Consider the following 24,730-nt stretch of genomic DNA (forward strand, 5'->3'; position numbering starts at 1 on the left):
GAATGACACGGATAAACTCGCTGGATTTTGATTACAGCCCAAGCTCATTTGGTATTGTGGAATTTAGTCATATGCAAAGTTAAGTGAATGTCGTAGGGCTCTATTTTGCATAGCAACTGAATGCTATGGTGCAACATCTGACAGATGTTGCGCTTTTGCTCAGTTGGTTTTTAGTGAACAAAAGCGATTTTTTCCATATGTAGGCCCGTACCTTAGATATGAAGTTGCAGGCTTAGTTGGGCATAATTTGATGTTCCTTGAGGAGCACTGACTCCTGTATAAGGGTTTATTTTATCGGCAATTTGGTAACGACCTACTTCGACACCAACAGCTAAAGCTGGCGTTAAATTAGTAAACAAGTTTACTCCAGTATGAAATCGGTCGTTTTGTTCTTCTTCTGTGATTGTACGGCCATAAAATAGACTTGAACGCATATGCTCCGACCAAAAATGGCGGTAAGCAAACATAGCCGAAGTGGTGGTTTCAACCTTGCCATTTATCATATCGCGAGCAGCATCTGTTCCCACATATCGCCCTAAATTACCGTGGTGTAGTTGTAAGCGAAGATCATCTTTCCCGAGTGTATATATTTTGGCTGCAACGGATACTCCGGCTGCAAGTTGCGCAGTTTCCTCAGGGTCTAAATAACGTAATAGACTCGACACCGACACATTGCCCCAATCACCTTGTTGATTAAAGCGTACCACTGCGTCGGGAACATAATCGTTGCTGGTATCTACCCATTGCTGTTTTACTTGCTCACTTTCGGCTTTAGTTCCGTAGGTATAAGGGTTTTCCAGTGCAAACTGCCAATTCTCTGTGCTATAGCGTACTAATGTTTGGCGCACCATTGCTTGCCCTACTAGGGGGCCGCCAAGATCCGCTGTTTCAGCAAAGGTGCTGGTATTGACCATTGTTGACCAAGTTTGGCCAGCGGTGAACTGTTGATAATTAATGTAAGCATGTCGTAATCGCGGGCTATAGGAGTTAGAAAATGCAGCATTACCCTGTGCAGAACCAGCAAAATCTATTTCTGCAAAGCCACTGACTTCAGCATGAGTTATTTTTACGTTAAAGCGGCTTTCAGCGGCGCTAAATTGGGTTCTTTTAGCTGAATTCGAGACGTTACCACCACCCGTCCAACTATCTTGAAAGGCGATATTGCCGTCAACATAACGTGCATTTGCTTTAAGGAAACCACCGAAGTGATACTCACTTGCCATCAAGGGGGGAAATAGATTGCTCGTTAAACAAATACAAATAGCTATTTTTGTTATTGATTTCATATTGATTTCTTGTTTTTTTAGATAAAAAAGCCCTAAAAAGGGCGTGATCCATCGAGGCCACAGCAGGAAGGGGCGCTGTTTCCGTTAAAATGTAGGTTGGGATCGAAAGACTATCTTAAGAGGGTAAAAGCGAAGTGAGAGCAGCTTCGCCTTTACCGGTAACGCGTTTAATCTTTGATTAGCTTATCGATGTGATTGTTATACTCCATGTATTTAAATCACTGATAAAAATCACTAAAGCCTAAGCCGGCGTTAGAAGTAATAACCAAAGTTGATGTTAACTCGCTTGTCCCAGCTATCGCCCATTTCTGGTAGACCTACGTGGTCATTGTTAGCTGTAGAGAAGGTCATGTTTTTGCCCATTACAAAGTCAACCATAGTATAAGTTGGGCCTGCTGAAATCGCACAGCCAGTAACGTTTTGCATACTATTGTCAAAGCTGTTATCGCTAACATCCGGCGTCATTAAACCAAAGTCGTTGTAGCACTTTACGCTACCCCAGTCTGTCGCAAACGTCTTAGCAATATTGGCACTATAAGATTGTCCTTTAGAAGCGATCTCATATTGCCAGCTAACAACAGAAACACCGATTGTGTTTTCATGCTCCTTGTCATCATACTCGTATTGCATGGCTTGCAGCTGCAGGTTCCAGTCTTTGTAGGTACTGTCTAAGTGCAGTGCTACTGCATAACGGTCGCCATTTTCTTGCAAGTTGCTGTTATAGATCTGGCCGTACTGGACAGAACCACCAATCGTCGTTTGACCGCCTTCATGTTCAGTTGTATATGTTTGGCGAACGTTAAACTGATTTGTTTCTTCGTTAGCATACTCAGTACCATTAATCGTGCCTGTGTATATATCCGTAGAATAACGCTTGTTTTCTGATGGACCGTATTCAGCGCTCTTATAGAACGCTAGGTCGGTATGCCAGCCATTTTTGTCGTAAACAGCTTTAATACCTGTGTCATGGTCGTCTTCAAAACCTAGGTAATAAGGAATGCCAAACCAGTAGCTGTTTGAGATGAAATCACGGTTACCAAAAGGTACCTTGTTGATACCAACCTGTAATTGCCAGTCAGGGTTTATATCGTAAAAGCCGTAGCCATACTTGATGTAGTTAGTGCCAGATGTAAAGCGGTATTCTGCTGACAGTCCCCAGTCACCTTGCTTACCATCAAACTTAATAGCGGCCATATCAAAGTAAAAGTCACCGCCTTTATCTTTGTTAGCTTTATCGTAGTCACGGTAAGCGTAGTTAACACGCACTGCACCGCCTAGCTTGATACCATCTTCTTGCTCAGCGGCAAACGCTGTTGCGCCTGAAAGAGCAATTGCTGTAGCCACCATAGACAACATAAACTTAGTGGTTTTTTTCATCATCATTCCCTATTTCTATTTTTTAGATTTTGTAAATCAGTATCTTGAATTACATCTCTTCAAACCAAGTACGGTGACACTCTGTACAAATAGGTGCTTTTTTCTCGTGCTCAGCGTGACACGCTAGGCAACTTGCACCTTGGTTGTAGTGCAGCGACTTGTGAGGATGCGCTTCTGGAATCGCCAGCTTACTTTCATCAACTGGGATGCTATTAATGTCGCCATGACATTCGACACATGCAGCATCAGTAGTATTCTTTTTACCTGAACCTTGGTGGCATGTTTGGCAGCCATCTTGGTAAATAAACTCGTGGTTTACACGACCTTCGGTTTTGCCTTTCATCTTGATTAAATCGCCAGCCATAACGCTGCCAGACACTGAAAGACTAAGTAAAATGCTTAGTAATAACTTGTTCATTACACAGCTCCTTGAAGGTCAGTTTTAATTGTTTCAGCCACTACAATGCCCATGACTAGACACTCTAGGCATGATGTAGAACTCAAGCGGGCTTCGCCGTGAATACCACCAGTAGCTTCACCAATGGCGTAAAGGTTCTTAATTGGCGACATAGAGCGGCCGTCGATAACACGAGCGCCTAAATCAGTTTTTAGACCACCCATGCAGTAATGTACTTTTGGCCAAATGCGCGACACTACAAATGGACCTGTAAGCTCTTCAGCGGTATCCATCTTACGATTGAATAGTGGATCTTTGCGGTCACCAACGTGTTTGTTGTATTCAACAATACTGCGTTTTAGTTCTGCTACAGGGATATCGAATTTAGTTGCTATTTCATCTAATGAATCAACTTTCCAAGCCATTTTATCGCGCAGGGCACGGACAACACGGTCGTCCTGAGCGTAGTTGTTGTAGTTGAAAAATACGACCGGATAAGCAGGGCTGCCATCAGCGTTACGGTTTTTCATAATCGCTTCCGAGCAGGTCTTGCGGTCAGCACGCTCATCCATAAAACGCTTACCGTTTAATACGCTAATCGCCACACCTTGATGCCAGCCGATAGATAACAGTGCGTTTGACCAACCGAACCCACCCTCATCAGGTGAACCCCAGTGGCCAGTTTGGATTAGGTTCATGTGTACAGGTAGTGCACCATAAGCCATGGCTGTAAGGGTGACTTCGCCAGTAGCGCCCATTGCGTTGGTACAATCTAGTGTTGGATCTAGAGATGGATCGACCGCTTCACGTAGTGCCATATTGCGAGCAAAACCACCGTTAGCTAGTACCACAGCTTTATTGGCTTTTATAAAGATAGTGCTACCGGTTTTTAGATCGGGAAAGCGGTAGTTTTTGCGTACTTTAACGCCGATGATCTGCTGACCATCCATGATGAAATCTTCGATATAGTGCTGTAGACGATGGTCAACGCCTTCTTTTTCGCCCGCTTCATAAAGTTTGGTGGTGATATCGCCGCCTGTACCATGTTGAGTACGAATTGCGCGGGCTTTGTTGTGGCCACCTACTTGAATGTTAAAGCCATCACGAAACTTCACGCCAGTGTCGATACATAGATCGTAAGCATCGAGAGAACGGTTAGCTATTTGACGCAGGGCTGGTTCATTTTGCATACCACGCCCAGAAATTATTTGGTCTTTAACTAGCTCTTCTGGCGAGTCATCGTTGACACCTTGGGCAAGCTGAATAGGATTTTTAGGAATAGCTAACCAACCGCCATTAATTGCAGAGTTGCCACCAATCACTTGCATTTTTTCTAAAACAAGTACTGAGCCTAGACCTTGGCGTTTAGCGTTTAATGCTGCTGAAAGACCCGCAAAACCAGAGCCTACAACAATAACGTCAGCACTTTCGTCCCAGTTTATTTCGCCACAAGTTTGTGCTTGAACTGTTCCTGGTAACGTCGCAGCTAGACTACCAATGGTAGCTCCAGCGGTTAGTTTTAAAAAATTTCTTCTACCTTGCATTTTGTGATTCTCTTAATGGGAATAACCTAAAGATAAACGCAAGTTCAGTTACTAAAGGTGAACTAAGTCACGCGATTTTTTCAGTGACAAACTTATTCGTGAGGCAGATCTCGAATAAATTTTCTCTATAAAAGGCGGCGTAGTGGACTATGAAAAATGTGAACGGATTCTATATTGAGTTACAAGTTATTGCTGTAATGTTTATATGACGTAACTCACAAAGCCTGCCGATAAAGTCATTTTTGCGTGAAGTTAATCCCGATTAAGAAAGAGTTATCTATAATCTGCAATTGTTAGAAGCGCATAATTCGCCTAATTCGATATACAGGTTTTTTATAGATGAAATGTCCTACAGAAGCATTGCCTATGATGCGCTGCAATCAAATACTTGATGCAGCTGAGCAGCTAATTGAGTCGCAAGGCATTGTGTCTTTTAAATTCTCGCAACTTGCGAAAGAAGTGGGATGTTCCACGGGTACGTTATATAAATTTTTTGAGCGAAAAGAAGATGTTTTAGTATGCTTGTTTTTGCGTAGTGCAACATCGAATCACCTTCCAATATTTATTAACAAATATCCAGAACTAACGGCTCAAGAAAAAGCACTGTTACCCATTTTGTTTACATTTGAGACCATAAAACGCAGTAAAAGCTTTTTTACTCTGCGGTCTGTTTCGGTGAATACTATGGTGTGGCAATTGGCGAGTGACGAAAAAGTTGAACGCTTTAAAAAGCGTATTAATGCTTTTTGGGGGTGGTTTACTGACTCGTTAAACGAAGCGGTAGAAAGAGGTGAGCTTGAGGCAACACCATTACAGGTAAAAGAATTAGTACAAGGAATTACTTTCTATTTAACCGGGTCGCTAACTCAATTTGAAAGCCAGTTAATCGCACCGGAGTACTTATCTAATCGACGTGAAACCTGTTACCGGCATTTAGCGCGTTTAATGGCGCAGTATAAATGGGCTAAGCCACTTAATCCTGAGCTATTTGAGTCATTAGAAGAAAGAAGCTCAAGCTTCTTTGATAAACACTATCGTGATCATATGAGTTGCAGTGCTTGTAGTGCCTTGGCTTGTAATCCTAAGGACGACTCGTGTTCTCGGATCAAAGAGCATGCTGCTTAATTTTATTGTCAGATTGAATATAAAAAAGCCCTCTTATTTAAGAGGGCTGGGTCAGAAGTATTGGTGTGATATATGAGATGAGCTTTGTCTATGACCCAAAAGCTAGATTGGCAGGGAACGCTGCCGTCTAAAAGTAGTAGCCAAAGTTGATATTAACGCGTTTATCCCAGTTATCACCGACTTCGGGGAGGCCGATATGATCGTTGTTAGCCGTAGAGAAGGTCATGTTTTTGCCCATAATAAAGTCAACCATGGTGTAAGTTGGACCCGCTGAAATCGCACAGCCTGTGACGTTTTGCATACTGTTGTCGTAAGTTTCGTCGGCCACATCAGGGGTCATTAAACCAAAATCGTTATAGCATTTTACACTCCCCCAATCGGTATCGATGATTTTGGCTATATTGGCGCTATAAGACTGCCCTTTGGTGGCTATTTCGTATTGCCAACTCACAACAGAGACGCCAATTTTATTGGGATCAATTGCGTCTGCAGCGTCGTACTCATATTGCAAAGCTTGCAGTTGGAGGTTCCAGTCGTTATAGCTGCTGTCTAAGTGCAGCGCTAACGCATAGCGATCACCATTATTACCCGTTTTACTATTGTAAATTTGTCCAAATTGCGCGGAGCCGCCTAAGGTGGTTGAGCCACCATTGTGCTCAAAAGTATAGGTTTGACGTAGGTTTACTTGGTTGGTTTCCTCGTTGTGATACTCAGTACCATTGATGCTGCCTGTGTATAGATCTGTCGCATAACGCTTATTTTCAGATGCTGCGTATTCTGGATTTTTATAAAAAGCCAAGTCGGTATGCCAACCGTTGCTTTGGTATACCGCCTTGATGCCGATGTCGTGATCATCTTCAAAGCCAAGATAATAAGGTAGACCAAACCAAAAGCTGTTAGAGATAAACTCAGGGTTACCAAAAGGGACCTTGTTAATACCAAATTGTAATTGCCACTAGGGGTTAATGTCGTAGAAGCCATAACCGTACTTGATATAATTAGTTTCCGAGGTAAAGCGATATTCCGCTGCAAGCCCCCAGTTATCTAACCTACCGTTAAACTTTATTGCCGCCATATCAAAGCTAAAGTCACCGGCTTTATCTTTTGAGTTTTCACTGTAATCTTTGTAGGCATAATTGGCTCGAACGGCACCGCCGACATTGATACCATTTTCTGAGTTATCAGCGAGTGCTGGTGTTGCTAAAGTGGATAACACTGCGACTGTCGCTAAGGCTGCTAGTGTAAAGGGTGTCTTGTTCATGAGCTTTCCTTGATCTTTTATTCTTACCGCTATCATTGCAGTTGATACTTATGGTTAGCGCTTTAGTGTTGATGTTCTGCAGATGAAGCCACTTGAACAGGATATGCAATTGCTTCTACGCCTTGCAGGTAATAGCCCGTTTTAGCAAATCCTGATTGCGCGTTTTTAATGCTGAGTTTGCCCGCTATATAGATAGGCTGTTCTGCGACGGGTACGGCTATGGGATTATCAAATACCACATGGATTAATTGATTTTGCGGTGAAGGTGGCTTGTGAAAACAAGCTCCTTGCTGTGGTGTGAGTAAGAAATTCTTACTGTGGCTTTTACCTTGGCCATCTAATGGCACAATAAAGCCGGGAATAATCACGTTTTTTCCGTCTAAGGCTAAATTGACGTTAGATTCTACAGGCAACTCAGGCCCTCCGGGAGCAAGTTGGCTCCACAGAATAGAAACGGCTTCTTCAGCTAACGCGTTACCACAAAAGAGCATGCTTAGCAGGATAATGACTGTTCTATACATAATGTTGTATCGGGGCTAACTTGCGTTAGCCCCTCTCTTCGTTAGAGGTTAAAGAAAGCTATTTTGACTTTTGAACAACATCCCAGCCATAGCCACCATTACCTGAACGAACAAGCTTTGAGTTGGTGTATGGAATGAAATCAAACATCAATTGCTCACCAGGGCCCACATCTTGTGGCCATTGGTATTTGAAGGTCGAGAACTTGCCATCTAACGGGAACCAGTACATGTAGATCAGATCTTGATCATCATAGGTGTTTGGCGTGTAGTGCATTGCTTTACTTGGGATCTCAATGTAATCACCAGGACCAAATGGTTGCATACGCTCTTGCGCCCAAGTTAAGCCTTGGCCGCTTAATCCGTAATAACACTCCATTTCACGGTGGTAATGTGGGGCAGCTGTACCAGGTGCAACTCGTACTAAACCAATTACAGTAGGTTCATCGTTAAGCTCTTTCCAACACATCCCTACTTCTGAGTCAGCAGCACCGCCTGCAGGGCAAGGGATTAGGTTGCTCGGATCATCTACTCGCCATGTCAGCCAGCCTGAGTCATTAGCACCTTTACCACCATGATCGTTAGACTTAATGGTGAAGATATCTTTTTCACCACTTTGTAGTTCTTTTAGATAGGCCATGGCTTGTTCTTGCTTACAGACCATTGGCATCACTTTTGTTGGTGCGTTAATTGTTGATAGTGTTGGCTTTTCATTGTGCCAAGGCTTATCAGCTGGTTTGTCTGCTGCAACAGCACACCCTGTGACGAGAATTGCCGATACGGCGAGTAGTTTTTTCATCATTATTTCCCCATGTTTTGATGTTTTATTACTTAATTTATCTATTTAAATTTTGGATAATCGAAGTTGTGACAATCCATACAGATAGCTTGCTTCTTGGTATGCTCTCCGTGGCATTCCATACATGGCGCTTCTTGGCCGTAGTGCATACTGTCGTGTGGGTTTTGTTTCGCTTCGTGGCCTTCGCGTTTGGTCAGCTCTGCTACTTCCGCCATGTCGTGGCATTGCAAGCAAGAGTTATCAGAAGGGAAGGCTTTCATTCCTTGGTCATGGCAGGTTTTACATCCCTGCTCATAAACCATTTCGTGATAATCTCGTTTGTCTCTAGCTTGTGCTGATAGGGCGATAACGCTGCTTACGGTAAGCACAAGTAAGGTGTTGATTAGTTTCATGTTGGTTTCCTTATGCTTTCATCATCGAACGGGCGGCAGTAACACCAAAAGCCATGCACTCTGGTGTTGAACACCCTCCGAGGCGACTTACCCCGTGCACACCGCCAGACACTTCGCCTGCAGCGTATAGTTTTGAAATAGGCTGACCGTTTTTAGCTGCAATGACCTCTGCATTGGTGTTGATTTGAATACCGCCTTGGCAGTAATGAACTTTTGGCCATAAACGTTGAACAATGAATGGCGCTGTTAGGTAGATCCCCGTACTCATGTTCATGCGTTTGCCAAACTGCGGATCTTCACCAGCTTTCACGTAGGTATTCCAATCTTCTATCTGCTTTTTCAGTGTTTTCTCTGGTAGATTGAAGTGCTTAGCGATAGCTTCAATACTGTCAAATTCCCAAGCTACGTTGTACTTGAGCACGTTTGCCATTGATGGGTCTTTTTGTGCTTCATGCTTAGGTGCAATTAGTAATGCAGGGTTTGGATTGCCATCTTTGTCTCGGCGTTGAACTTCTAAGTCTGCGCGAGTTTTACGGTCGGCAGTTTCATTCATAAAGCGCATACCAGTGTTACGATCAATCGCGATTGAGTGAGGGAAGTTATACAGTGAGAAACCAGCACCGTAGCCAAAGCCACCTTCGTCTGGAGATGCCCAAGGGCCTGATTGAATGAAGCTTAGATGTACTGGCATAGCGCCTTCGGCTAGCATGGCTATCAGGCCGTCACCTGTTGCGCCTCGGGCATTAGTGCAACCGACTTCACTGCCTAATGTTGGGTCAAGTGCTTGACGAAATGATACATTAGCACCAAAACCACCGGTCGCAATTAGCACGCCTTTATCAGCTTTTACATTAATTATTTTGCCAGAGTCATCATGGCCGAAGTGGTAGTCTTTGCGGACTTGGATGCCAAGCACTGTGCCGTCTTTATCCGTTATAAGGTGCTCGAATTTATGGCGAATTTTAGTTTTTACCCCATAACTGCGTGCCGTTTTTAACATTGGACGGATAAAGCCAGCGCCAGAACGTTCTACAACTTGATGGCTGCGAGTAGCACTTGTACCGCCAGTATTAATAATGTGTTCGCGATAAACACAGCCGCAGTCTTTAGTTAATTGATAAATGTAGGGGCCAAGTTCAGCGCTATGACGTAATAGTTCTTCACTGGCATAGCCGCGGCCTGAAGCAAGTTGGTCTTGCACCATTAATTCGGCACTATCCTCAATACCTAATTTCTTCTGTAAATCAGTATTGGCGAAGCAAGCTTGGCCGGCATTAAGTGTTGAGTTACCGCCATAAACACCTAGTTTTTCAAATACCACAATATCTTTGGCACCGAGTTTACCCGCTTCTACTGCGGCAGCGAGTCCCGCAAATCCAGAGCCAACGATGACGATTTCATGTACTTCGTCCCACTTTATATCTGATGAATTCGCGCTGACTGATAATGGTGCTAATGCACCTACAGCGGCAGCTCCTGCCCCAAATTTTAAAAACGAACGTCTTGTTTGCATTTTGTAGCCTCCGATTAACTTGGGTTAACAATATGGTCTTGAGATGTAATCGAATATGCGCGAAATCACACTTTGTATTGGGGGAGAAAGTTTTTTGTGCAGACCTTCAAGAAAATGTTTCTTTTAAGTATCTAATTCGACGTATCGCCGTAGTATTAAATTCAATTAATTAAAAATAAGGGGCGAGTATGCAATGTCCTAGCAATAATATGGATGCTATTCGTTGTAATCAGTTATTAGATGTTGCTGAGCAACTTGTTGATAATCAAGGTGTTGTTTCTTTTAGGTTTGCACAAATTGCGAAAGGGGCTGAGTGCTCAACGAATACGCTTTATAAATACTTTGAATCTAAAGAAGATGTATTAGTTTGTTTATTCTTAAGAAACACAACTTCAAGTCAAATACCTATTTTTATAAAAGAAAATCCAGATTTAAATATTCATGAGCGAGCTGTTCTTTCTATTTTATTTACATTTGAAGTAGTGAAGCGAAGCCCGATATTTAACATTTTGCGGGTTGTATCAATTAATAGTATGTTCTGGCAACTTGCTAGTGCAGATAAGATTGAAATTCTGAGAAATAGAGTCAATTTATTCTGGAGTCGAATAAAACGTCCATTAGAAGAAGCTGTTGAGCAAGGTGAATTACAAGCGACTCAAATTGAAATAGATAACTTGAGCCAGGCGTTATATTTTTTCCTTGCAGGTGCAACATCTTCCTATGAAAGCCGATTGATGGAGGATCAGTACTTAGTCAACGATGATGAAACAGGTTACCGCCATATCAGCTGTATAATGAACCACTATCAATGGCGTAAGCCTATTACGCGGGAGATGATGCAAGCACTAACGATTCGGATCCATGATTTTTTGGACAAAGGTCATGGTAATATTCGTAGTTGTGAAACTTGCTTAGCTATCGGCAAGCTATCTGATTGTAAACTGCAAGACAGTTGATTACAGAGAGAATATTGCTTAACAATAGTTGCCAATCCGGCGTTTCCCTTGACTTTTATATGACCACTGATAGGCTGCTCAGTCAGTAATTAAGGTGGTATACAATGCAAATAACTTATAACTTAAAACCTGCGTTAGAACGCCGTACCGAACAGTTCCTGCCTACAACGAATGTTGGTTTCGGTAACCTCAGAACTGACCACATGTTTTTAATGGATTACCTAGATGGCGAGTGGTGTGATCCACGCGTTGTCCCGTATGGACCTTTTCAAGTCGCTCCCGGTGCCATTGCTCTTCATTATGGTCAGTCTGTATTTGAAGGGGCTAAGGCCTTTCAACATGAAGATGGCGAGATCTACACTTTTCGTATAGACAAAAATGCTGAGCGTTTAAATCGTTCTGCCGACATTCTTTGTATTCCTGCATTACCAGAACAGATGCAGATAGATGCGATCAATGCGCTGATTGACGTGGATCGCTTGTGGTTTCCCATGCAAGAGGGCGCATGCTTATATATTCGCCCATTTATTTTTGCTACTGAAGATCGCTTATCAGTCAGCCCGAGTGAGCAATACACCTTCTGCGTAATGCTAAGTCCCAGTGGCCCTTATTACGCAGATGGCTTCGATAAAGCGATTCGGTTGCTAATTAGCGAGCGTTTTCACCGTGCAGTATCTGGTGGTACTGGTGCATCAAAAGCTGCGGGCAATTACGCAGCATCATTAAAAGCGGGCAAAGCGGCTGCTGAATATGGCGCTGCGCAAGTGCTGTATTTGGACGCTAATAATAAGCAGATTGAAGAAGTGGGGGCAATGAACCACTTTCACGTGCGTAAAGATGGCACGATTATCATCCCTAAGTTTACCGATACAATTCTCAAGTCCATTACCTCTGAGTCTATTCTCGATTTGGGCGAATTACTGGGCTGTGAAGTTCGTCAAGAGACGGTAATGCTAGATCAGTTTATTGCCGATATCGAATCGGGTGAGATCATTGAGGCCGGTGGCTTTGGAACGGCTGCAGTTGTTTCGCCTGTTGGTTCTTATATCTTTGAAGATAACCGCATTGTCACTGTTGGTGATGGTAGGGTCGGTGAGCATACCAAGCGTATTTACAAAGTGTTGACTGAAATTCAGAAAGGTCATATTCAAGGGCCTGAAGGTTGGGTTCAGCATGTAAAACGAGTTAATGTGTAGCTCTAACTTAAATAAAAAAGGCTCCTAAATAGGAGCCTTTTTTATTTATTGGGCTAAATTGAGTGACTAATTCTATGTGTTTTGACACGACTCAATATTAGCTTAACCTATAGTTTAACTATGCTGTTTATCCTTACTGCTTGGCGAGTAATGTTTCGCGCTGTTGGATAAAACTTGAAGCCTTCAATTCCTGACATTTCACTGCCAATAACCTCATTACCATTATCTGTATTTTGCATGCTAGCTTGTTGAATATAGCCTTGACTATCTACTATAAAAGAGACTTTATAACTGGAGTTGTCCCAAGAGTCGTCAAACTCTGATACAGGCAGAAAGTACTGCCAATCGATCAGTTTATCTTGTGCCACCCAATAATGGGCAAGTTCAGTACTATCGATTTCAATTATATGCTTAGTGTCGTGATTCAGGTTTTGATTAGCACAGCCACTGCCCAAGATAAAAATCACCAATACAGCTGCAAATTTCAATGAGTGATACATTTTGTTGCTCATGTTGTATTTTTGTGTGGGTAACTTAACCTTGTTAAACGGCAGAGTCTAGTCAAAGCGTTGACAGTTTGCTGATGGAAAGAGGCTTGAAAGAGTGTTTCTGTCTAAAACTTTGAGGTTTTAACTACTTTGTTGGTAGGGAAGCTAAGCGATATAGTTGATTGGTTGGAAAGAGGGGGGGGAAGTGTAGGTATTTGAACTTTATAGTTTGTTGAGTTAATAAATTGACGATTATTGTACTTAAGCTCATGCAGGTTAGATGAACTTAACAGCTACAACATATTGCTCGCAGCTGTTAAGTTGAATTTTTTATGACATTTATGAATTGTCAGTGTTTTTTGCTTTATGGACGATATGCTCACTAGCGCTATTATGTTTGAGCATTAATTGGTGGATCTCTTCGTCTTTATGTTCCCATATTTCGTTGAGCCAACGTTGAAACTCAACACGATAAGGTGCTTCAGAAAAGTAGCGTTTGTTATCGACTTCTGGAACTGGCAACACTTTTACACGTACAACGATTTTTTTCATACGGCCGTGCATGACTTCGTATAGTGCATCTTTTTTAAAGACCTCAGGATATAACACGGTAACATCTAGCAGGTTAGTAAATTGCTCCCCCATCGCTGATAAAGCAAAGGCGATGCCGCCTGCTTTAGGGCGGAGTAAATAGCGATAAGGTGAATCTTGGCGAGCATGTTTTTCTGCGGTGAAGCGGCTACCTTCAACATAATTGATAATAGAGGTAGGCATGCCTCGAAACTTTTCACAGGCGCGGCGTGTTGATTGCAAATCCTTACCTTTAAGCTTGGGGTTCTTCTTTAACTTAGCAGGGCTAGTGCGGGACATAAATGGCATATCCAATGCCCAGCAACCTAACCCTAGAAAAGGCACATACATGAGCTCTTTTTTAAGGAAAAACTTAAGCATTGGGATATGGTTACGTAGCACATAAGTTTGCGCTGCAATATCAAAGCCGCTGAGATGGTTACTGATCAGCAGGTACCAGCTGTTCTTATCGAGGTTATCTAACCCTTCAATATCCCATTCAATATTGGCGAGTAAAGCTAAAATACCGCCATTACAGGTTGCCCAAGCCCACATAAAGCGATTCATCAAGTGAGTTAAGGCATTACGGAGTACCGTGATAGGTAACAGTAATTTAATGATGCCGCCTAAGCTAATTAAAGATGCCCATATAACGGTATTAATAATAAGTAAAATGGTGCTCAAGAAGTACAGCACTGGGCCTGGTAAAAAGTTTAACATTGCGGGTTTACGCCTCTTCTCGGGTTTGTGCTAACTCAGTGAGCACTTGATCTTTCTGCTGCCAAATAAGGTTTAGTTCTTCTTGGAATTGGATCTTAAATTGGCGATCTTTAATATAATCACCGCGCAATTCATCGCCAATATTCTTGACTTCAATATGTACTCTAACTTCATTAACTTGGCCGCTGATATATTCCCAATAAGTTGGCACCTTATCTGGGTAATAAATAGAGACATCCACTAATTTATGAATATGCTCGCCCATTGCTGATAGCGCAAATGCCATACCGCCGGCTTTAGGCTTAAGTAAGTGCTCAAAAGGTGAGTTTTGTTTATTGTGTTTACTGGCATTAAAACGAGTGCCTTCAACGAAGTTCATTACGCTAACGGGTTTACTTTTAAACTTGGAGCAAGCTTTACGGGTTATTTCTATATCTTTACCGCGCAGCTTAGGATTCTTCTTTAACTGCGCGGTGCTATAACGTCGCATAAATGGAAAGTCTAGCGCCCACCAAGCTAAGCCAAGTACAGGTACAAAGATTAATTCTTGTTTCAAGAAAAACTTCAAAAAAGGAATTTTACGATTCAAGATGCGTTGTAAAATCAGAATATCTACCCAAGACTGGTGGTTAGCAATAACCATATACCACTCTTTGGTAGACAGCTGGCTATCACCTTCAACGGTTAGTTTTATGGGATGAAGCGTGTTTTCAATAACACCGTTGACGCTAATCCATGCACTGGCGCAAAAATCGAGAAAATAGGTACAGGCTTTGCGAGTCACAGCTAAAGGAATGAGTTTGAAGAGACTCATTATTAATATGGGGGTGACCCAAAATAGTGTGTTAATGAAATAACAGAAGAAGGCAAAGCTTCCCCTAATGCGTGACACTATCGCGCCCATTCAAAACCTCAACAAAAAAATTGGAAACCTATAGTACTCGTTGTCGAGTTCTGTCTCAATCTAGATGTTAAATTTTACCTGTTAACTGATGGTTCTATCGCTTGATTGGGTGAGTTTGTTAGTGAAAGAGACCGTATTCATAGACAATTTTTTATCGTGTTAATGCTGAAATTTAGCCCTGCGAACAACAACTACAGGGCTAAGTAAGCTTTTCTTAATGGTTAAAGAGGTAAGCTCTTAATTCTGTTGCTGGTAGTGCTTTACAATAAAGCCAGCCCTGATGCAGGTGTATGCCCAAGTGTTTTAAGGTATCAGCTTGCTCTTGGGTTTCAACGCCCTCAGCAATCAGCCCGATATCCAGTTCATTGGCAATCGCAATATACGAGCGGATCAAAAAAGGTTTTTTAAGACCACTGGCTAGCATTAAGGTAAAGGCTTTATCTATTTTCAAGCAGTCGAACTCGAGCTGCTGCAGCATTAAACCGCCGCTATAGCCAGTGCCAACATCATCGAGTTGCACTTGGCAACCTAACTGCTTACAACCAGCAATAAAATCACGGATCTTTTCCCAAGATGTGATGGGTTGGCGCTCCGTTAGTTCAAAACAGAGCTTATCAATACTGTACCCGTGCCCAGCTAAATATTGTAAATAAGGCAGAATATTGCCTTGCTCAATTTGTTTAGCGCTAATGTTGATACTGCACTTAGCTATTTGTTCGCTGAGCAATAGTGACTTTAGCTCATTAAGCGCTGTTTTTATCATCCACTGATTAACCAGAGACATTATTGAATCTTGCTCTAGATAATGAATGTAGCTGCGGGTATCACGATAATGGTCACCCTTCGTTCGCCAACGTAGTAAGGCTTCGACGCCATGTGGCTTATTGGTGTCAGTATCGATAATAGGTTGATAGGCTAGATAAAAAGCCTCTTCCTTCAATGCGAGAGCAAACTTTTTATGCCAGTACTGTTTAACCACTGAGCCCCGCAGTGAGTAAGCAAACCATGAAAGCGCGAAGAAAGGTAATAGTAACAATAAGAAAATAGTCAGCCATAGCTGATTTCTAGCTGATTCGTTCGCACTTAGACTGTATTTAAACTGTGAATTTTCAGCTTGATATTCAATAGTGAAAAATGGGTTAGCTTGAGTGCTGCGATTGATCCATTCAATACCATTCACTGCAACTTTGATGTCGCCACAAAATTGGCATATAGCCAGTTCGTCAGTAATCGCTTGTATGGATTGAACGGGGACAAATACATTGGCTCTGCTATCTGTTACCCCTGCATAGATGGTTTTCTGTTGGTTAAAGGTGCGATCATCACTTCCTTCAATTAAGCTATGGCCATCCATATCACGACTGAGTAGACGGCTACCAGCAGGTTCTGGCCAGCGGCCAAGGGCCGAGCAAATAATTTCTTCATCATTAAAGCGCACCCAAGGCACAGGTAAGCTACTTTGCTTAAATAATTTATTTTTAAGCAGGCGAATTGTTTCGTCTGAGCAGTGACTTTCTTGCTCTTTTTCGAGCATGTCCTGCACTTCAGCCATCTGTAGTTTCGCTACAGCAAGTCTTTGCTGATATTCCTTATCCAGTATGGCTGCAACATCTGTCAGTTGCTTAGATAATAGGTAGTTACTTACCCCAAGTGACATAGCTAATAAACTAACTAAAACAAGCCCTGCCAAGACTGAGCGTGCGACATGTATACGATTATATTTAAGTTTACTTGGCATGTTTTAGTAACTATTCGGTTAGGGCATTTGTTGATAGGCATTACCGCTAGAAATGCACGAGCTAATCTTGCACGTTGCGGCGGTTACTCTATGTTAGCGTTAATGCTATAAAGGCGTGAGCTAAGTAAGTTCAAAGTAAACGAATGTTTGCCACTTCAACATCATCGAGTTAATGAAGTCGGCGGAATTTACTGGAATCTTAAGCGCTATTCAACTTATTTGTTAATTGATTATCGGATCTTTAACCTAGCGCAGTTTTGTAAGGCATTTTTAGGTATTTTGTCACTAAAAAAAGCTAGATATACCTCTTAAGTGTAAGCCTGTTACCGACTGTATTTAGCTTGAATGATCTACCTTGTTTAATCCACCACGATAAAATCGACAATCAATTGATTAGACACTATTGCCTTGCAAGGGAAGCAAGTAGTCTATCCATCGCACGGTAGCCTAGTGCTTGAGCAATATGGGAGCGTTCAACACCTCGGGCTTGTTGTAGATCTGCAATGGTTCGCGCCACGCGCTGGATCCGATGATAGCTGCGTACCGATAGGCCAAGTTGATTAACACTCTGCTCTAAAAACAGCAGATCTTTGTCATTAAAAAGCGCATCTTGTTTTAACTGCTTTCCTGACAGCTGACTATTTAGCACTCCGCTGCGGGCTAGTTGGGTCTCTCGTGAGCGAAGCACGCGCTCAGCAATCTTTTCACTGGTTTCAGCTTGTGTATTTTCACTATTAAGGGCACCTAAGGGTAACTTTGGTACATCAATGGTTAGATCAAATCTATCAAGAAAAGGGCCCGATAGTTTTGCGAGGTATCGTAAGATTTGTTCATTGCTAGCTCTCGCGTTGTCAGCATCGCCGCAAGGGCTTGGGTTCATTGCTGCAATCAATTGAAAACGGCTGGCAAAGGTTAGCTTTGCCGCTGCCCGTGAAATACTGACTTCACCAGTTTCCATGGGCTCGCGCAGGCAATCTAATACTTTACGTGGAAACTCAGCAACTTCATCGAGAAACAGTACGCCGCGATGGGCAAGAGATATTTCTCCGGGTTTCGGCTGAGCCCCTCCTCCAACTAATGAAATCGCCGAGCAAGTGTGATGTGGGCTTCGAAAAGGACGACGATAAAAGCTTGCTGGTTTAATGCTTTGCCCTGCGACAGAATGAATAGCAGCGACCTCTAAAGCTTCATGATAATCGAGTTGCGGTAATAGTTTCATCATACGGCTGGCTAGCATTGTCTTACCTGTTCCGGGGGGGCCAAGCATTAATAAATTATGGTTTCCTGCTGCGGCGATTTCTAATGCTTGTTTGGCTTGATGCTGACCCACAACTTCGCTTATACAAGATAAGGGGAGTGTTTTGTCTAACGTTAACCATTCAAGGTTTAAATCGATACTGGGTAACTGAGACTGACCATGCAGATAAGCCGCTAATGATTGTAAGTGAGTGGCAAATCGTACCTTTTCAAACCCAACCAGTTCAGCATCGGCACGGTTATCAATTGGCAAAACTAAAGTGCTGTTTTGTTTACTTGCATCAACGATTACTGGCAGTAACCCTTGGCAATACCGCACGTGTCCAGATAATGCTAATTCACCAACAAACTCATGTTGTGCCAACGATTCAAGCGGGATCTGCTTAGACGCGGCAAGAATGCCTATTGCGATAGGTAGATCGTAGCGCCCACCTTGTTTCGGCAAATCTGCTGGAGCTAAGTTGACGGTTATACGCTGCATCGGAAACTCAAAACCTGCGTTAATCAGTGCGCTCCGTACCCGCTCTTTTGCTTCTTTTACTGAGGCTTCTGGAAGTCCTACGAGATTGAATGCAGGGAGCCCATTGCTTAAATGAACTTCAACTTGTACGGCGGGGGCTTGGACTCCGTGGCTGGCACGGGTGGCAACACAGGCGATGGGCATAAACAAATCCTTTTGTTTTATGGAGAAGTCGATGTGGATAAAGAAATCCAATTTTGGATACTGATTAAGTTTAGCAGCTATATAGGGGTTGTTGTTTTTGCCTCATATAGCTAGTGCTTACTTGACTCTAGGTCCAAACTATTTTGCTTTTCTAACTTGGTGTAGATACGGCCGTGACCGTCCATGATCTGGTGAGAGATAACGAAGTTATCAAGCTCTCGAACAAGAGGCATGGATGCCGAACTGGCTTTTAAACATGGATGTTGTTCGTCATGGACGAGCTTCCAGGGATGGACTTGCTGCGTGTCGCGGAAGTGTCTGCACATGCGCTGGCCGCAGGCCATTGGAACCATTGATGTAAGAAGTTGGTTTGAAGATTCAAGCGATGAACAATCTATAGGTTTATCGCTTTAAACTGTGCAATAGTTTCAACTACAGAGCCAAACCAAACCACCAAAAAGAGAATCGCTAAAGGGTCTCCCCTTTGGCAGAAAACACCAAAGTAGTGCGAAACTCAATGCCGTTATCATGAGGATGATATCCCCAGCCCATGCGCTCACAGATGCGCTCGACAATAACTAAGCCGACACCATAACCTGCATTGTAAGTTTCATTGCCGTCATGACGGTTGGTGATGGTTAGCGTATGTTGCTCAACCTTAATCGCAATGTCGCCGATACTATAACTAAAGGCATTTTTGATAACGTTATTAAGTACAATCGCGATAAAGCTCGATGGAGCATGCACGGTAGCGGCATCCTTGATGCTTAAGTGATAGCTGCTACCTTGACGGGCGAATAGTACCGCCATTTCAGTTAACTGTTTTTGTAAGGCTTCGGCTAAATCAACATCGGCAAAGTAGCGCGGGCTGATGGACTCTTTACCTAATAATAAAAAGGTTTCTGTAAGTACCTGCATTTCATCGCTGGCTTGCTGTAAGCGCTTAACAGCATTGACGGCCACAGGATGTTGATTAGGGATCTTAGCCAGTAACTCGGCGGAGCCTTTTACCACTGTTATTGGCGTTCTCAATTCATGGGAGGCAAAGTGGCTAAACTCCTTTTCGCGTTGAAAAAAGCCATTGATATCATTTTTACTATCAAGCAAGGTCTGCTCAATATTGCGAGTTTCCACAAACGTCGTATCGATGTTAAAAGGCGGGTCGTCAGGCGACATCTGAGCGATCTTTTGTTCAATAATCGTCAGTGGTTTTGATAGCGTGCGAATAAAATACAGACTGTATATTGTCATCAATAGACCAATTAATACGCCCAAGATTAAAATGTAGTCGTGTAAATGCTCCTCATATTCATCAAGGTAGTCGTCGGCATCGTCTTGAAACACGACATACATTAAGCCTTTACCTGAAGGATGGCGACTAACAATAAAGTGTTTGTCCTCTTCGCCTCTTAGCTCTTCATATACGCCTGGGGAAGTATAAGCGTTGAGCCACTGCGGAAGGTTTTTCTCACTCCAATAAGTTTTAAACTCATTGGTATTAGGTAATACGGTTTTATCACCATAAATCTTATAGTCTTGGCTATAACGATACACTTCTGTATCTAGCCAATGATTAAGACTGATTTTTTCAATTTGGTTTTCAGCAATGTAAATCAAAGACCAGAAAAGGCTGAACATAGCAAACGTCATTAAGCCGAAGCTCCAACGGATCTTGCGATAGAAGCTTGGAAAGTGCTTATGCTTTGAGTCGGTAACCTTGTCCATGTATTGTCTCTAGTCGTGAATCTTCGAAGCCTTTGTTTAGTGCTGTGCGTAAACCATAAATATGGCTACGTAATGCATCACTTGGAGGTGATTCATCACCCCAAACTGCATCAGTAACATCCTGACGACTAACAATACTCGGAGCACGCTTGATTAATACTTTTAAAATCTTGAGTTGAATGCGGCTAAGTTTGATAGGTCGCTCTGCACGAGTCACGATATCAGTTTGAGTATTTATATTGATATCAGCAAAAGTGAGCACGCCAACATCCTGTCTTGGGCCGCGATTACTTAATGCATGTAATCTGAGGCTTAGCTCCTCCATTGCGAATGGCTTGAGTAAGTAGTCATCTCCACCGGCCTTAAAAGCAGCGACCTTGTCTTCAAGACTATCTTTAGCTGTTAAGAACAGTATAGGTGTATTGCAGTATAGATCTTCTCGCAGTTTACGTACCGCACTGATGCCATCCAACTTAGGCATCATGATATCCATAATAATTACATCGTAACTATTTTCAGATAAAAGATTGATTGCCGCTTCACCGTGATAGGCGCAGTCAATGACCATACCTTCAAGTTCCAAATAGTCAGCAATTGTTTCCGCTAGGTTGTGGCTGTCATCAACAATTAAAACTTTCATAGATTATTTTATCTTTCTTCACGATCGCTTCACGGTCGTAGATTTAACATACGCCCAAATTTGATAATTATCTTACAAAGTAAGGGTATTTAGATGAAAAAAATAGCTTTAGTTTCAACACTTGCTCTGATTTTAACTGCTTGTGGCGGTGGAAGCGATAGTTCTTCTGACAACGGTAATGGCGGCGACAATGGTAACGGTGGCGCAGTTACGGCACCTGCAGCAGTGAAAGGCACCATTGATTCAGTTGACACAGTTAAAAGCAAAATCGTTGTAAATGGCTATAGCTATGATGTTGCTGGCGTTGTATACGGAAACACACAACTAAATATCAGCGATCTGCAATCGAATATGATGGTACAGATCGGCGGCGCGCAAAAAGCAGCTGGCGTTCAGGTTAACTTAGAACCAACGATTACCGGTACTGTAACGGCTATTGATCGTGTAGCAGGCACATTTGAGGTTAACGGCATTTCGCTAACTTACAAGCTATCTAACGAAATTGAGTTGGGTGACTGGGTAATGGTGTCTTCATTACCAACGGCTGACGCTGGTTATAAAGTATTGTCTGTTGTTAAATTTGAAAACGATGATTTAATCAACCACTACGAAGTGGAAGGTCGCTTATCTAACTTAGATAACAATGCATTGAGCTTTAAAGTCGGTGCAGCATTAATTGTTGATTATTCAGCAGCGCATGTAGAAGACAATGCCGTTCTTGCTAATGGCCAGTGGGTTGAAGTAGAAGGCAGTATGAATGTAAATACACTTGAAGCGACAAGTGTAGAAGTTGAAGACTATAGCGATCTAGCTAACGATACTGAGGTTGAAGGCATCGTGACTTGGGTTGACGCTCAGCAAACAGCATTCGAACTTAACTACCAAGGTCGTTTTGTTGTAAATGCTCAAACTAAGTTTGAAGATGGTTTTAAGACAGATCTGAAACAAGGTGCTTTAGTTGAAGTGACTTCTGTGAAGCAAGGTGCACAACAAGTTGCTACAGAAGTCGAATTCGACGATGACAACTCAACTGGTGATGACAACGACAATGATAACGTTGGCAGCTGGAAAGAGTTTGAAGCTGAAGGTTTTGCTACTTCTGTGAATGCTACTGATAAGAGCTTTGTCATTACGACTGCAGGTAAAGCAATCACTATATATGTTGATGCAAAAACTCAGTTTGAAGACCGTCTTCAGTTTGACACTATTGATCAACAGCGCATCGAAGTTGAAGGTGTAGTGATTAATGGTCAGAACATCGCACGTGAAATTGAAGCTGACAACGACTAATCGTTTGGTTACTTCGGCTTGTGTCTGAAATTTAAAGAGTCCTGTAGGTTAGCTTAGAGTTGATACTATGCTAACTAATGAAAATGCCTTCCTTTATGGAATAATGCTATTCGGTTAAGCATTACCCCTTATATTTTAGTGGGTAACGACTAGGTATATAGAGCACTGAGCGTGGATACGTTCGGTGCTTTCTTTTATCTGGAAGGATAAAGTGTTTTATATCGGCTCGCATTTGCTTCAGCTTAGCTGGCAATTTCCCATCAGGTGATAAAGCAAGCCACCTCAATTGTGTGTCTATTAGGCTTATTGCTGCGGTAAAACTGATACGGGTTGGAGCGACCTCAGCTTCCTTTGCTATCGCCACCATCTCTAATCTAACCAGATTGTAAGCGATAAGTACGCCCCATAGTTCTTGCCTAACACCTTCAACAAATCGACTTCGTAACGTCACCTTACTTTGCAGTTGAGTTTGCTTAAGCTCGCCATACCCCTCTTCTATTTCCCAGCGTTGCCAGTAGATATTAAGCAACTTATCCAGTGGATACTTTTTGGGGTCAACTAACGAGGTAACGAATCCTTTAATCTCCCCCTTTGGCTTTTGATAAGCAATAAAGCGGGCACGCCATGTTTCAGGTAAATCTGGGCTCTTCTTTCTAGCTTGAGGGGAAACAGGCATATCAATAAGTAAATCATTACCAGAGAACTCTTCGACAACTTCATAGCGCATTTTCGATTTTACTGGCGTTAACCAATGTCGCTGTTTTCCTGAGCCTGCCCAGCTTAAAAGTAAGTCTGCAGAGAAGTAACAACGGTCAAATAAGGTTAAGGAGTTATCAGGGGTATCTTCAATTAAACGTTGAGCTAGCGTGACCTCTCCTGTGTGACAACCATCAAAGGCTGCACCTAATACCATTCTGGTCTCGGTCGAAATGAGGCTGACTAATCGAAGCTGAGGGTAAGGTTTGTGCGTGTTTGAAATAAAACCAAACTCGTTTGCGTTCTCTTCTGAGTCTTGGCAACGAAACATTGTTCCATCAACAGCGAGAGTTGCCAGGCCCAAGTCATTACTCTCCCCCACAGCTTGCTCAAGCCAAGCAGAGATAGTGGATTTAAATAAGTATGACATTGGGGCTTCGCCTAGGCGACGGCGGCAATCAGTCAGCACACTCGGTGCGACACGAGACCAAGGGATATTTCCTGGCTGAAGCGCAATATCCATCGAGCTACAGACCTCTTTGATAGATTGATTACGTATTAACCCCATCCACAGTACAAGCCAGACGGCCTGCTGAGCAGGCAAGCGACGATTACGGATACTTGCCTTATTGGCTGTGAGCAATGACAGCTCGATCCAATCTGAATCGATAGCCTCCATTACAGAACTATAAGACCCACTTTCTTCAACAGACTCATGAACTAGCTCAAGCTCTTGCGCAAACATAAAAAAAATCCCCACCAGAATACTGGTAGGGATTATCTTTCATCTGCAGGATCGTTCAAGTCCTCTTAAACGATCGGCATTGTTCCTTTATGGAAGGCATTTTTGTATCTGCAGTTTACTCAGCGGATATCTAGTTCACGCTGGTGACTTTGATTGGCCACTGCTCAAATTAATATGCCTGAATGGATGTCCCTTTCAACATTAAGTATCCGTTAGATAGAGCATCTGCATATCGCTTCCATATCCCCAATATGGCCTGTTTATTTTTCTCCACTTATATAGCTAATGTAAATACCTGTTATCCACTTATCTATTGAAGCTCAATCGCAGAAGTGAAGTAAGGCGAATAGGTATCTTTAGAGGCATGTATACTCTGACTGATAGTATAGAGATAACGCAGCTATATATAGCTAAGTTGTTATTGCTACATATAGTGGAGAAGCATGTGCTTAGCTTTTCTTATATCGGTAGTTAAAGGCGTCTAAAGAGTAAAAAAGAGGTAGGACAGAGGACAAAGACCTTTGAGTTACCGGGCCAAACGATAAAAGCCATGATGACGTGCATGTTAGATGTAGAGTTTAAACACGGAAAATGAACAAGTCTGTGGATAACCTGTCTGTTAGCTGTAACTAATAAAGGTATAAAAAATAAATGTATTTTTCCTACAAAAAGCCCTTGCGCAACTTCGATAACTCCCTATAATGCGCATCCACTGACACGGCACAGCAGGCCAACTAGCTAAACGAAAGCTTAGGTAGCACGGGACTTGCAGCGGTGTTAGAGAGATTAACTTCTACGGAAATTAATCTCAGGTGACAATCGCTTTAAGAGCTTCGAATGGTGTGACTTGAACAAAGAATCATCGCTTGAAAAACTTCTTAAAATAAGCGCTTGACGCCGACACTGGGAAGTGTAGAATACGCCTCCTC

General features: G+C 42.6%; 21 protein-coding genes and 1 pseudogene. 4 read left to right on the top strand and 18 right to left on the bottom strand.

All coding sequences use genetic code 11. From position 1 onward, the window contains the following. Nucleotides 1-212: 212 nt before the first annotated feature. From AB4298_RS02860 to AB4298_RS02875, 4 genes are all read right to left on the bottom strand, one after another. Complete coding sequence (locus AB4298_RS02860) at nucleotides 213-1,286, bottom strand: DcaP family trimeric outer membrane transporter (RefSeq protein WP_371985680.1); 1,074 nt, start codon at nucleotides 1,284-1,286, stop codon at nucleotides 213-215. 252 nt (nucleotides 1,287-1,538) lie between these two features. Next, on the bottom strand, nucleotides 1,539-2,666 hold the full coding sequence (locus AB4298_RS02865; RefSeq protein ID WP_371985695.1) for a putative porin: 1,128 nt from the start codon (nucleotides 2,664-2,666) through the stop codon (nucleotides 1,539-1,541). Between the two features lie 46 nt (nucleotides 2,667-2,712). Next, the gene (locus tag AB4298_RS02870) at nucleotides 2,713-3,081 is read right to left on the bottom strand and encodes a cytochrome c3 family protein (RefSeq protein WP_249000086.1); all 369 of its coding nucleotides are present in this window, start codon (nucleotides 3,079-3,081) and stop codon (nucleotides 2,713-2,715) included. Further along, nucleotides 3,081-4,604 carry a flavocytochrome c gene (locus AB4298_RS02875; protein WP_371985681.1) on the bottom strand — a complete coding sequence of 508 codons (1,524 nt, stop codon included), beginning with the start codon at nucleotides 4,602-4,604 and terminating at the stop codon, nucleotides 3,081-3,083. The genes AB4298_RS02870 and AB4298_RS02875 overlap by 1 nt, the downstream gene beginning before the upstream one ends. A 339-nt stretch (nucleotides 4,605-4,943) precedes the next feature. On the opposite strand from AB4298_RS02875, the gene AB4298_RS02880 reads away from it, so the two are divergent. Next, nucleotides 4,944-5,729 (top strand): TetR/AcrR family transcriptional regulator, encoded by a 786-nt coding sequence (locus AB4298_RS02880; RefSeq protein ID WP_249000088.1) that lies wholly within the window; start codon nucleotides 4,944-4,946, stop codon nucleotides 5,727-5,729. A 127-nt stretch (nucleotides 5,730-5,856) separates the two neighbouring features. Here the strand turns inward: AB4298_RS02880 and AB4298_RS02885 are convergent. The 5 genes and pseudogenes from AB4298_RS02885 to AB4298_RS02905 all read right to left on the bottom strand — a co-directional run bounded on the left by AB4298_RS02885 (nucleotide 5,857) and on the right by AB4298_RS02905 (nucleotide 10,212). Then, a pseudogene (locus AB4298_RS02885) lies at nucleotides 5,857-7,026 on the bottom strand (hypothetical protein). Between the two features lie 26 nt (nucleotides 7,027-7,052). Continuing rightward, nucleotides 7,053-7,511 (bottom strand): DUF3299 domain-containing protein, encoded by a 459-nt coding sequence (locus tag AB4298_RS02890; protein ID WP_371985682.1) that lies wholly within the window; start codon nucleotides 7,509-7,511, stop codon nucleotides 7,053-7,055. 58 nt (nucleotides 7,512-7,569) lie between these two features. Beyond that, nucleotides 7,570-8,310, bottom strand: a complete 741-nt coding sequence (locus AB4298_RS02895; protein WP_371985683.1) for a cupin domain-containing protein — start codon at nucleotides 8,308-8,310, stop codon at nucleotides 7,570-7,572. A gap of 38 nt (nucleotides 8,311-8,348) precedes the next feature. Then, a complete protein-coding gene (locus AB4298_RS02900) occupies nucleotides 8,349-8,699 on the bottom strand; it encodes a cytochrome c3 family protein (RefSeq protein ID WP_239890596.1) in 351 nt (116 codons plus the stop codon). Between the two features lie 10 nt (nucleotides 8,700-8,709). Continuing rightward, the gene (locus AB4298_RS02905) at nucleotides 8,710-10,212 is read right to left on the bottom strand and encodes a flavocytochrome c (RefSeq protein WP_371985684.1); all 1,503 of its coding nucleotides are present in this window, start codon (nucleotides 10,210-10,212) and stop codon (nucleotides 8,710-8,712) included. A gap of 188 nt (nucleotides 10,213-10,400) precedes the next feature. Here AB4298_RS02905 and AB4298_RS02910 point away from each other — a divergent pair, with 188 nt between their 5' ends. Then, nucleotides 10,401-11,168: a TetR/AcrR family transcriptional regulator gene (locus AB4298_RS02910; protein WP_371985685.1), complete on the top strand. Its 768-nt coding sequence runs from the start codon at nucleotides 10,401-10,403 to the stop codon at nucleotides 11,166-11,168. Between the two features lie 104 nt (nucleotides 11,169-11,272). Next, nucleotides 11,273-12,364, top strand: coding sequence for a branched-chain amino acid aminotransferase (locus AB4298_RS02915; RefSeq protein WP_371985686.1), 1,092 nt, complete (start codon nucleotides 11,273-11,275; stop codon nucleotides 12,362-12,364). Between the two features lie 107 nt (nucleotides 12,365-12,471). Here AB4298_RS02915 and AB4298_RS02920 read toward each other — a convergent pair whose 3' ends face one another. The 8 genes from AB4298_RS02920 to AB4298_RS02955 all read right to left on the bottom strand — a co-directional run bounded on the left by AB4298_RS02920 (nucleotide 12,472) and on the right by AB4298_RS02955 (nucleotide 21,070). After that, entirely contained in the window at nucleotides 12,472-12,876 is a 405-nt protein-coding gene (locus AB4298_RS02920; RefSeq protein WP_371985687.1) for a hypothetical protein, read from the bottom strand. 315 nt (nucleotides 12,877-13,191) lie between these two features. Beyond that, on the bottom strand, nucleotides 13,192-14,142 hold the full coding sequence (gene yihG, locus AB4298_RS02925; RefSeq protein WP_249000096.1) for a 1-acylglycerol-3-phosphate O-acyltransferase, YihG family: 951 nt from the start codon (nucleotides 14,140-14,142) through the stop codon (nucleotides 13,192-13,194). A 7-nt stretch (nucleotides 14,143-14,149) separates the two neighbouring features. Then, on the bottom strand, nucleotides 14,150-15,046 hold the full coding sequence (yihG, locus tag AB4298_RS02930; protein ID WP_249000097.1) for a 1-acylglycerol-3-phosphate O-acyltransferase, YihG family: 897 nt from the start codon (nucleotides 15,044-15,046) through the stop codon (nucleotides 14,150-14,152). A 214-nt stretch (nucleotides 15,047-15,260) separates the two neighbouring features. Continuing rightward, nucleotides 15,261-16,784 (bottom strand): EAL domain-containing protein, encoded by a 1,524-nt coding sequence (locus AB4298_RS02935; protein ID WP_371985688.1) that lies wholly within the window; start codon nucleotides 16,782-16,784, stop codon nucleotides 15,261-15,263. Nucleotides 16,785-17,184: 400 nt separating this feature from the next. Continuing rightward, a complete protein-coding gene (locus AB4298_RS02940) occupies nucleotides 17,185-18,705 on the bottom strand; it encodes a YifB family Mg chelatase-like AAA ATPase (protein WP_371985689.1) in 1,521 nt (506 codons plus the stop codon). 110 nt (nucleotides 18,706-18,815) lie between these two features. Beyond that, the gene (locus tag AB4298_RS02945; protein ID WP_371985690.1) at nucleotides 18,816-19,031 is read right to left on the bottom strand and encodes a hypothetical protein; all 216 of its coding nucleotides are present in this window, start codon (nucleotides 19,029-19,031) and stop codon (nucleotides 18,816-18,818) included. A 142-nt stretch (nucleotides 19,032-19,173) separates the two neighbouring features. Then, nucleotides 19,174-20,430, bottom strand: a complete 1,257-nt coding sequence (locus tag AB4298_RS02950) for a sensor histidine kinase (protein WP_371985691.1) — start codon at nucleotides 20,428-20,430, stop codon at nucleotides 19,174-19,176. After that, nucleotides 20,402-21,070: a response regulator transcription factor gene (locus tag AB4298_RS02955; protein WP_371985692.1), complete on the bottom strand. Its 669-nt coding sequence runs from the start codon at nucleotides 21,068-21,070 to the stop codon at nucleotides 20,402-20,404. Before AB4298_RS02955 ends, AB4298_RS02950 begins: the two co-directional genes overlap by 29 nt. Nucleotides 21,071-21,163: 93 nt before the next feature. Here AB4298_RS02955 and AB4298_RS02960 point away from each other — a divergent pair, with 93 nt between their 5' ends. Then, a complete protein-coding gene (locus AB4298_RS02960) occupies nucleotides 21,164-22,360 on the top strand; it encodes a DUF5666 domain-containing protein (RefSeq protein WP_371985693.1) in 1,197 nt (398 codons plus the stop codon). Nucleotides 22,361-22,481: 121 nt separating this feature from the next. Here the strand turns inward: AB4298_RS02960 and AB4298_RS02965 are convergent, their stop codons facing one another. Beyond that, on the bottom strand, nucleotides 22,482-23,801 hold the full coding sequence (locus AB4298_RS02965; protein WP_371985694.1) for an IS4 family transposase: 1,320 nt from the start codon (nucleotides 23,799-23,801) through the stop codon (nucleotides 22,482-22,484). Nucleotides 23,802-24,730: the final 929 nt, after the last annotated feature.

The organism is Shewanella sp. 10N.261.52.F9 (genome assembly GCF_041471165.1).
Classification (GTDB): domain Bacteria; phylum Pseudomonadota; class Gammaproteobacteria; order Enterobacterales; family Shewanellaceae; genus Shewanella; species Shewanella marinintestina.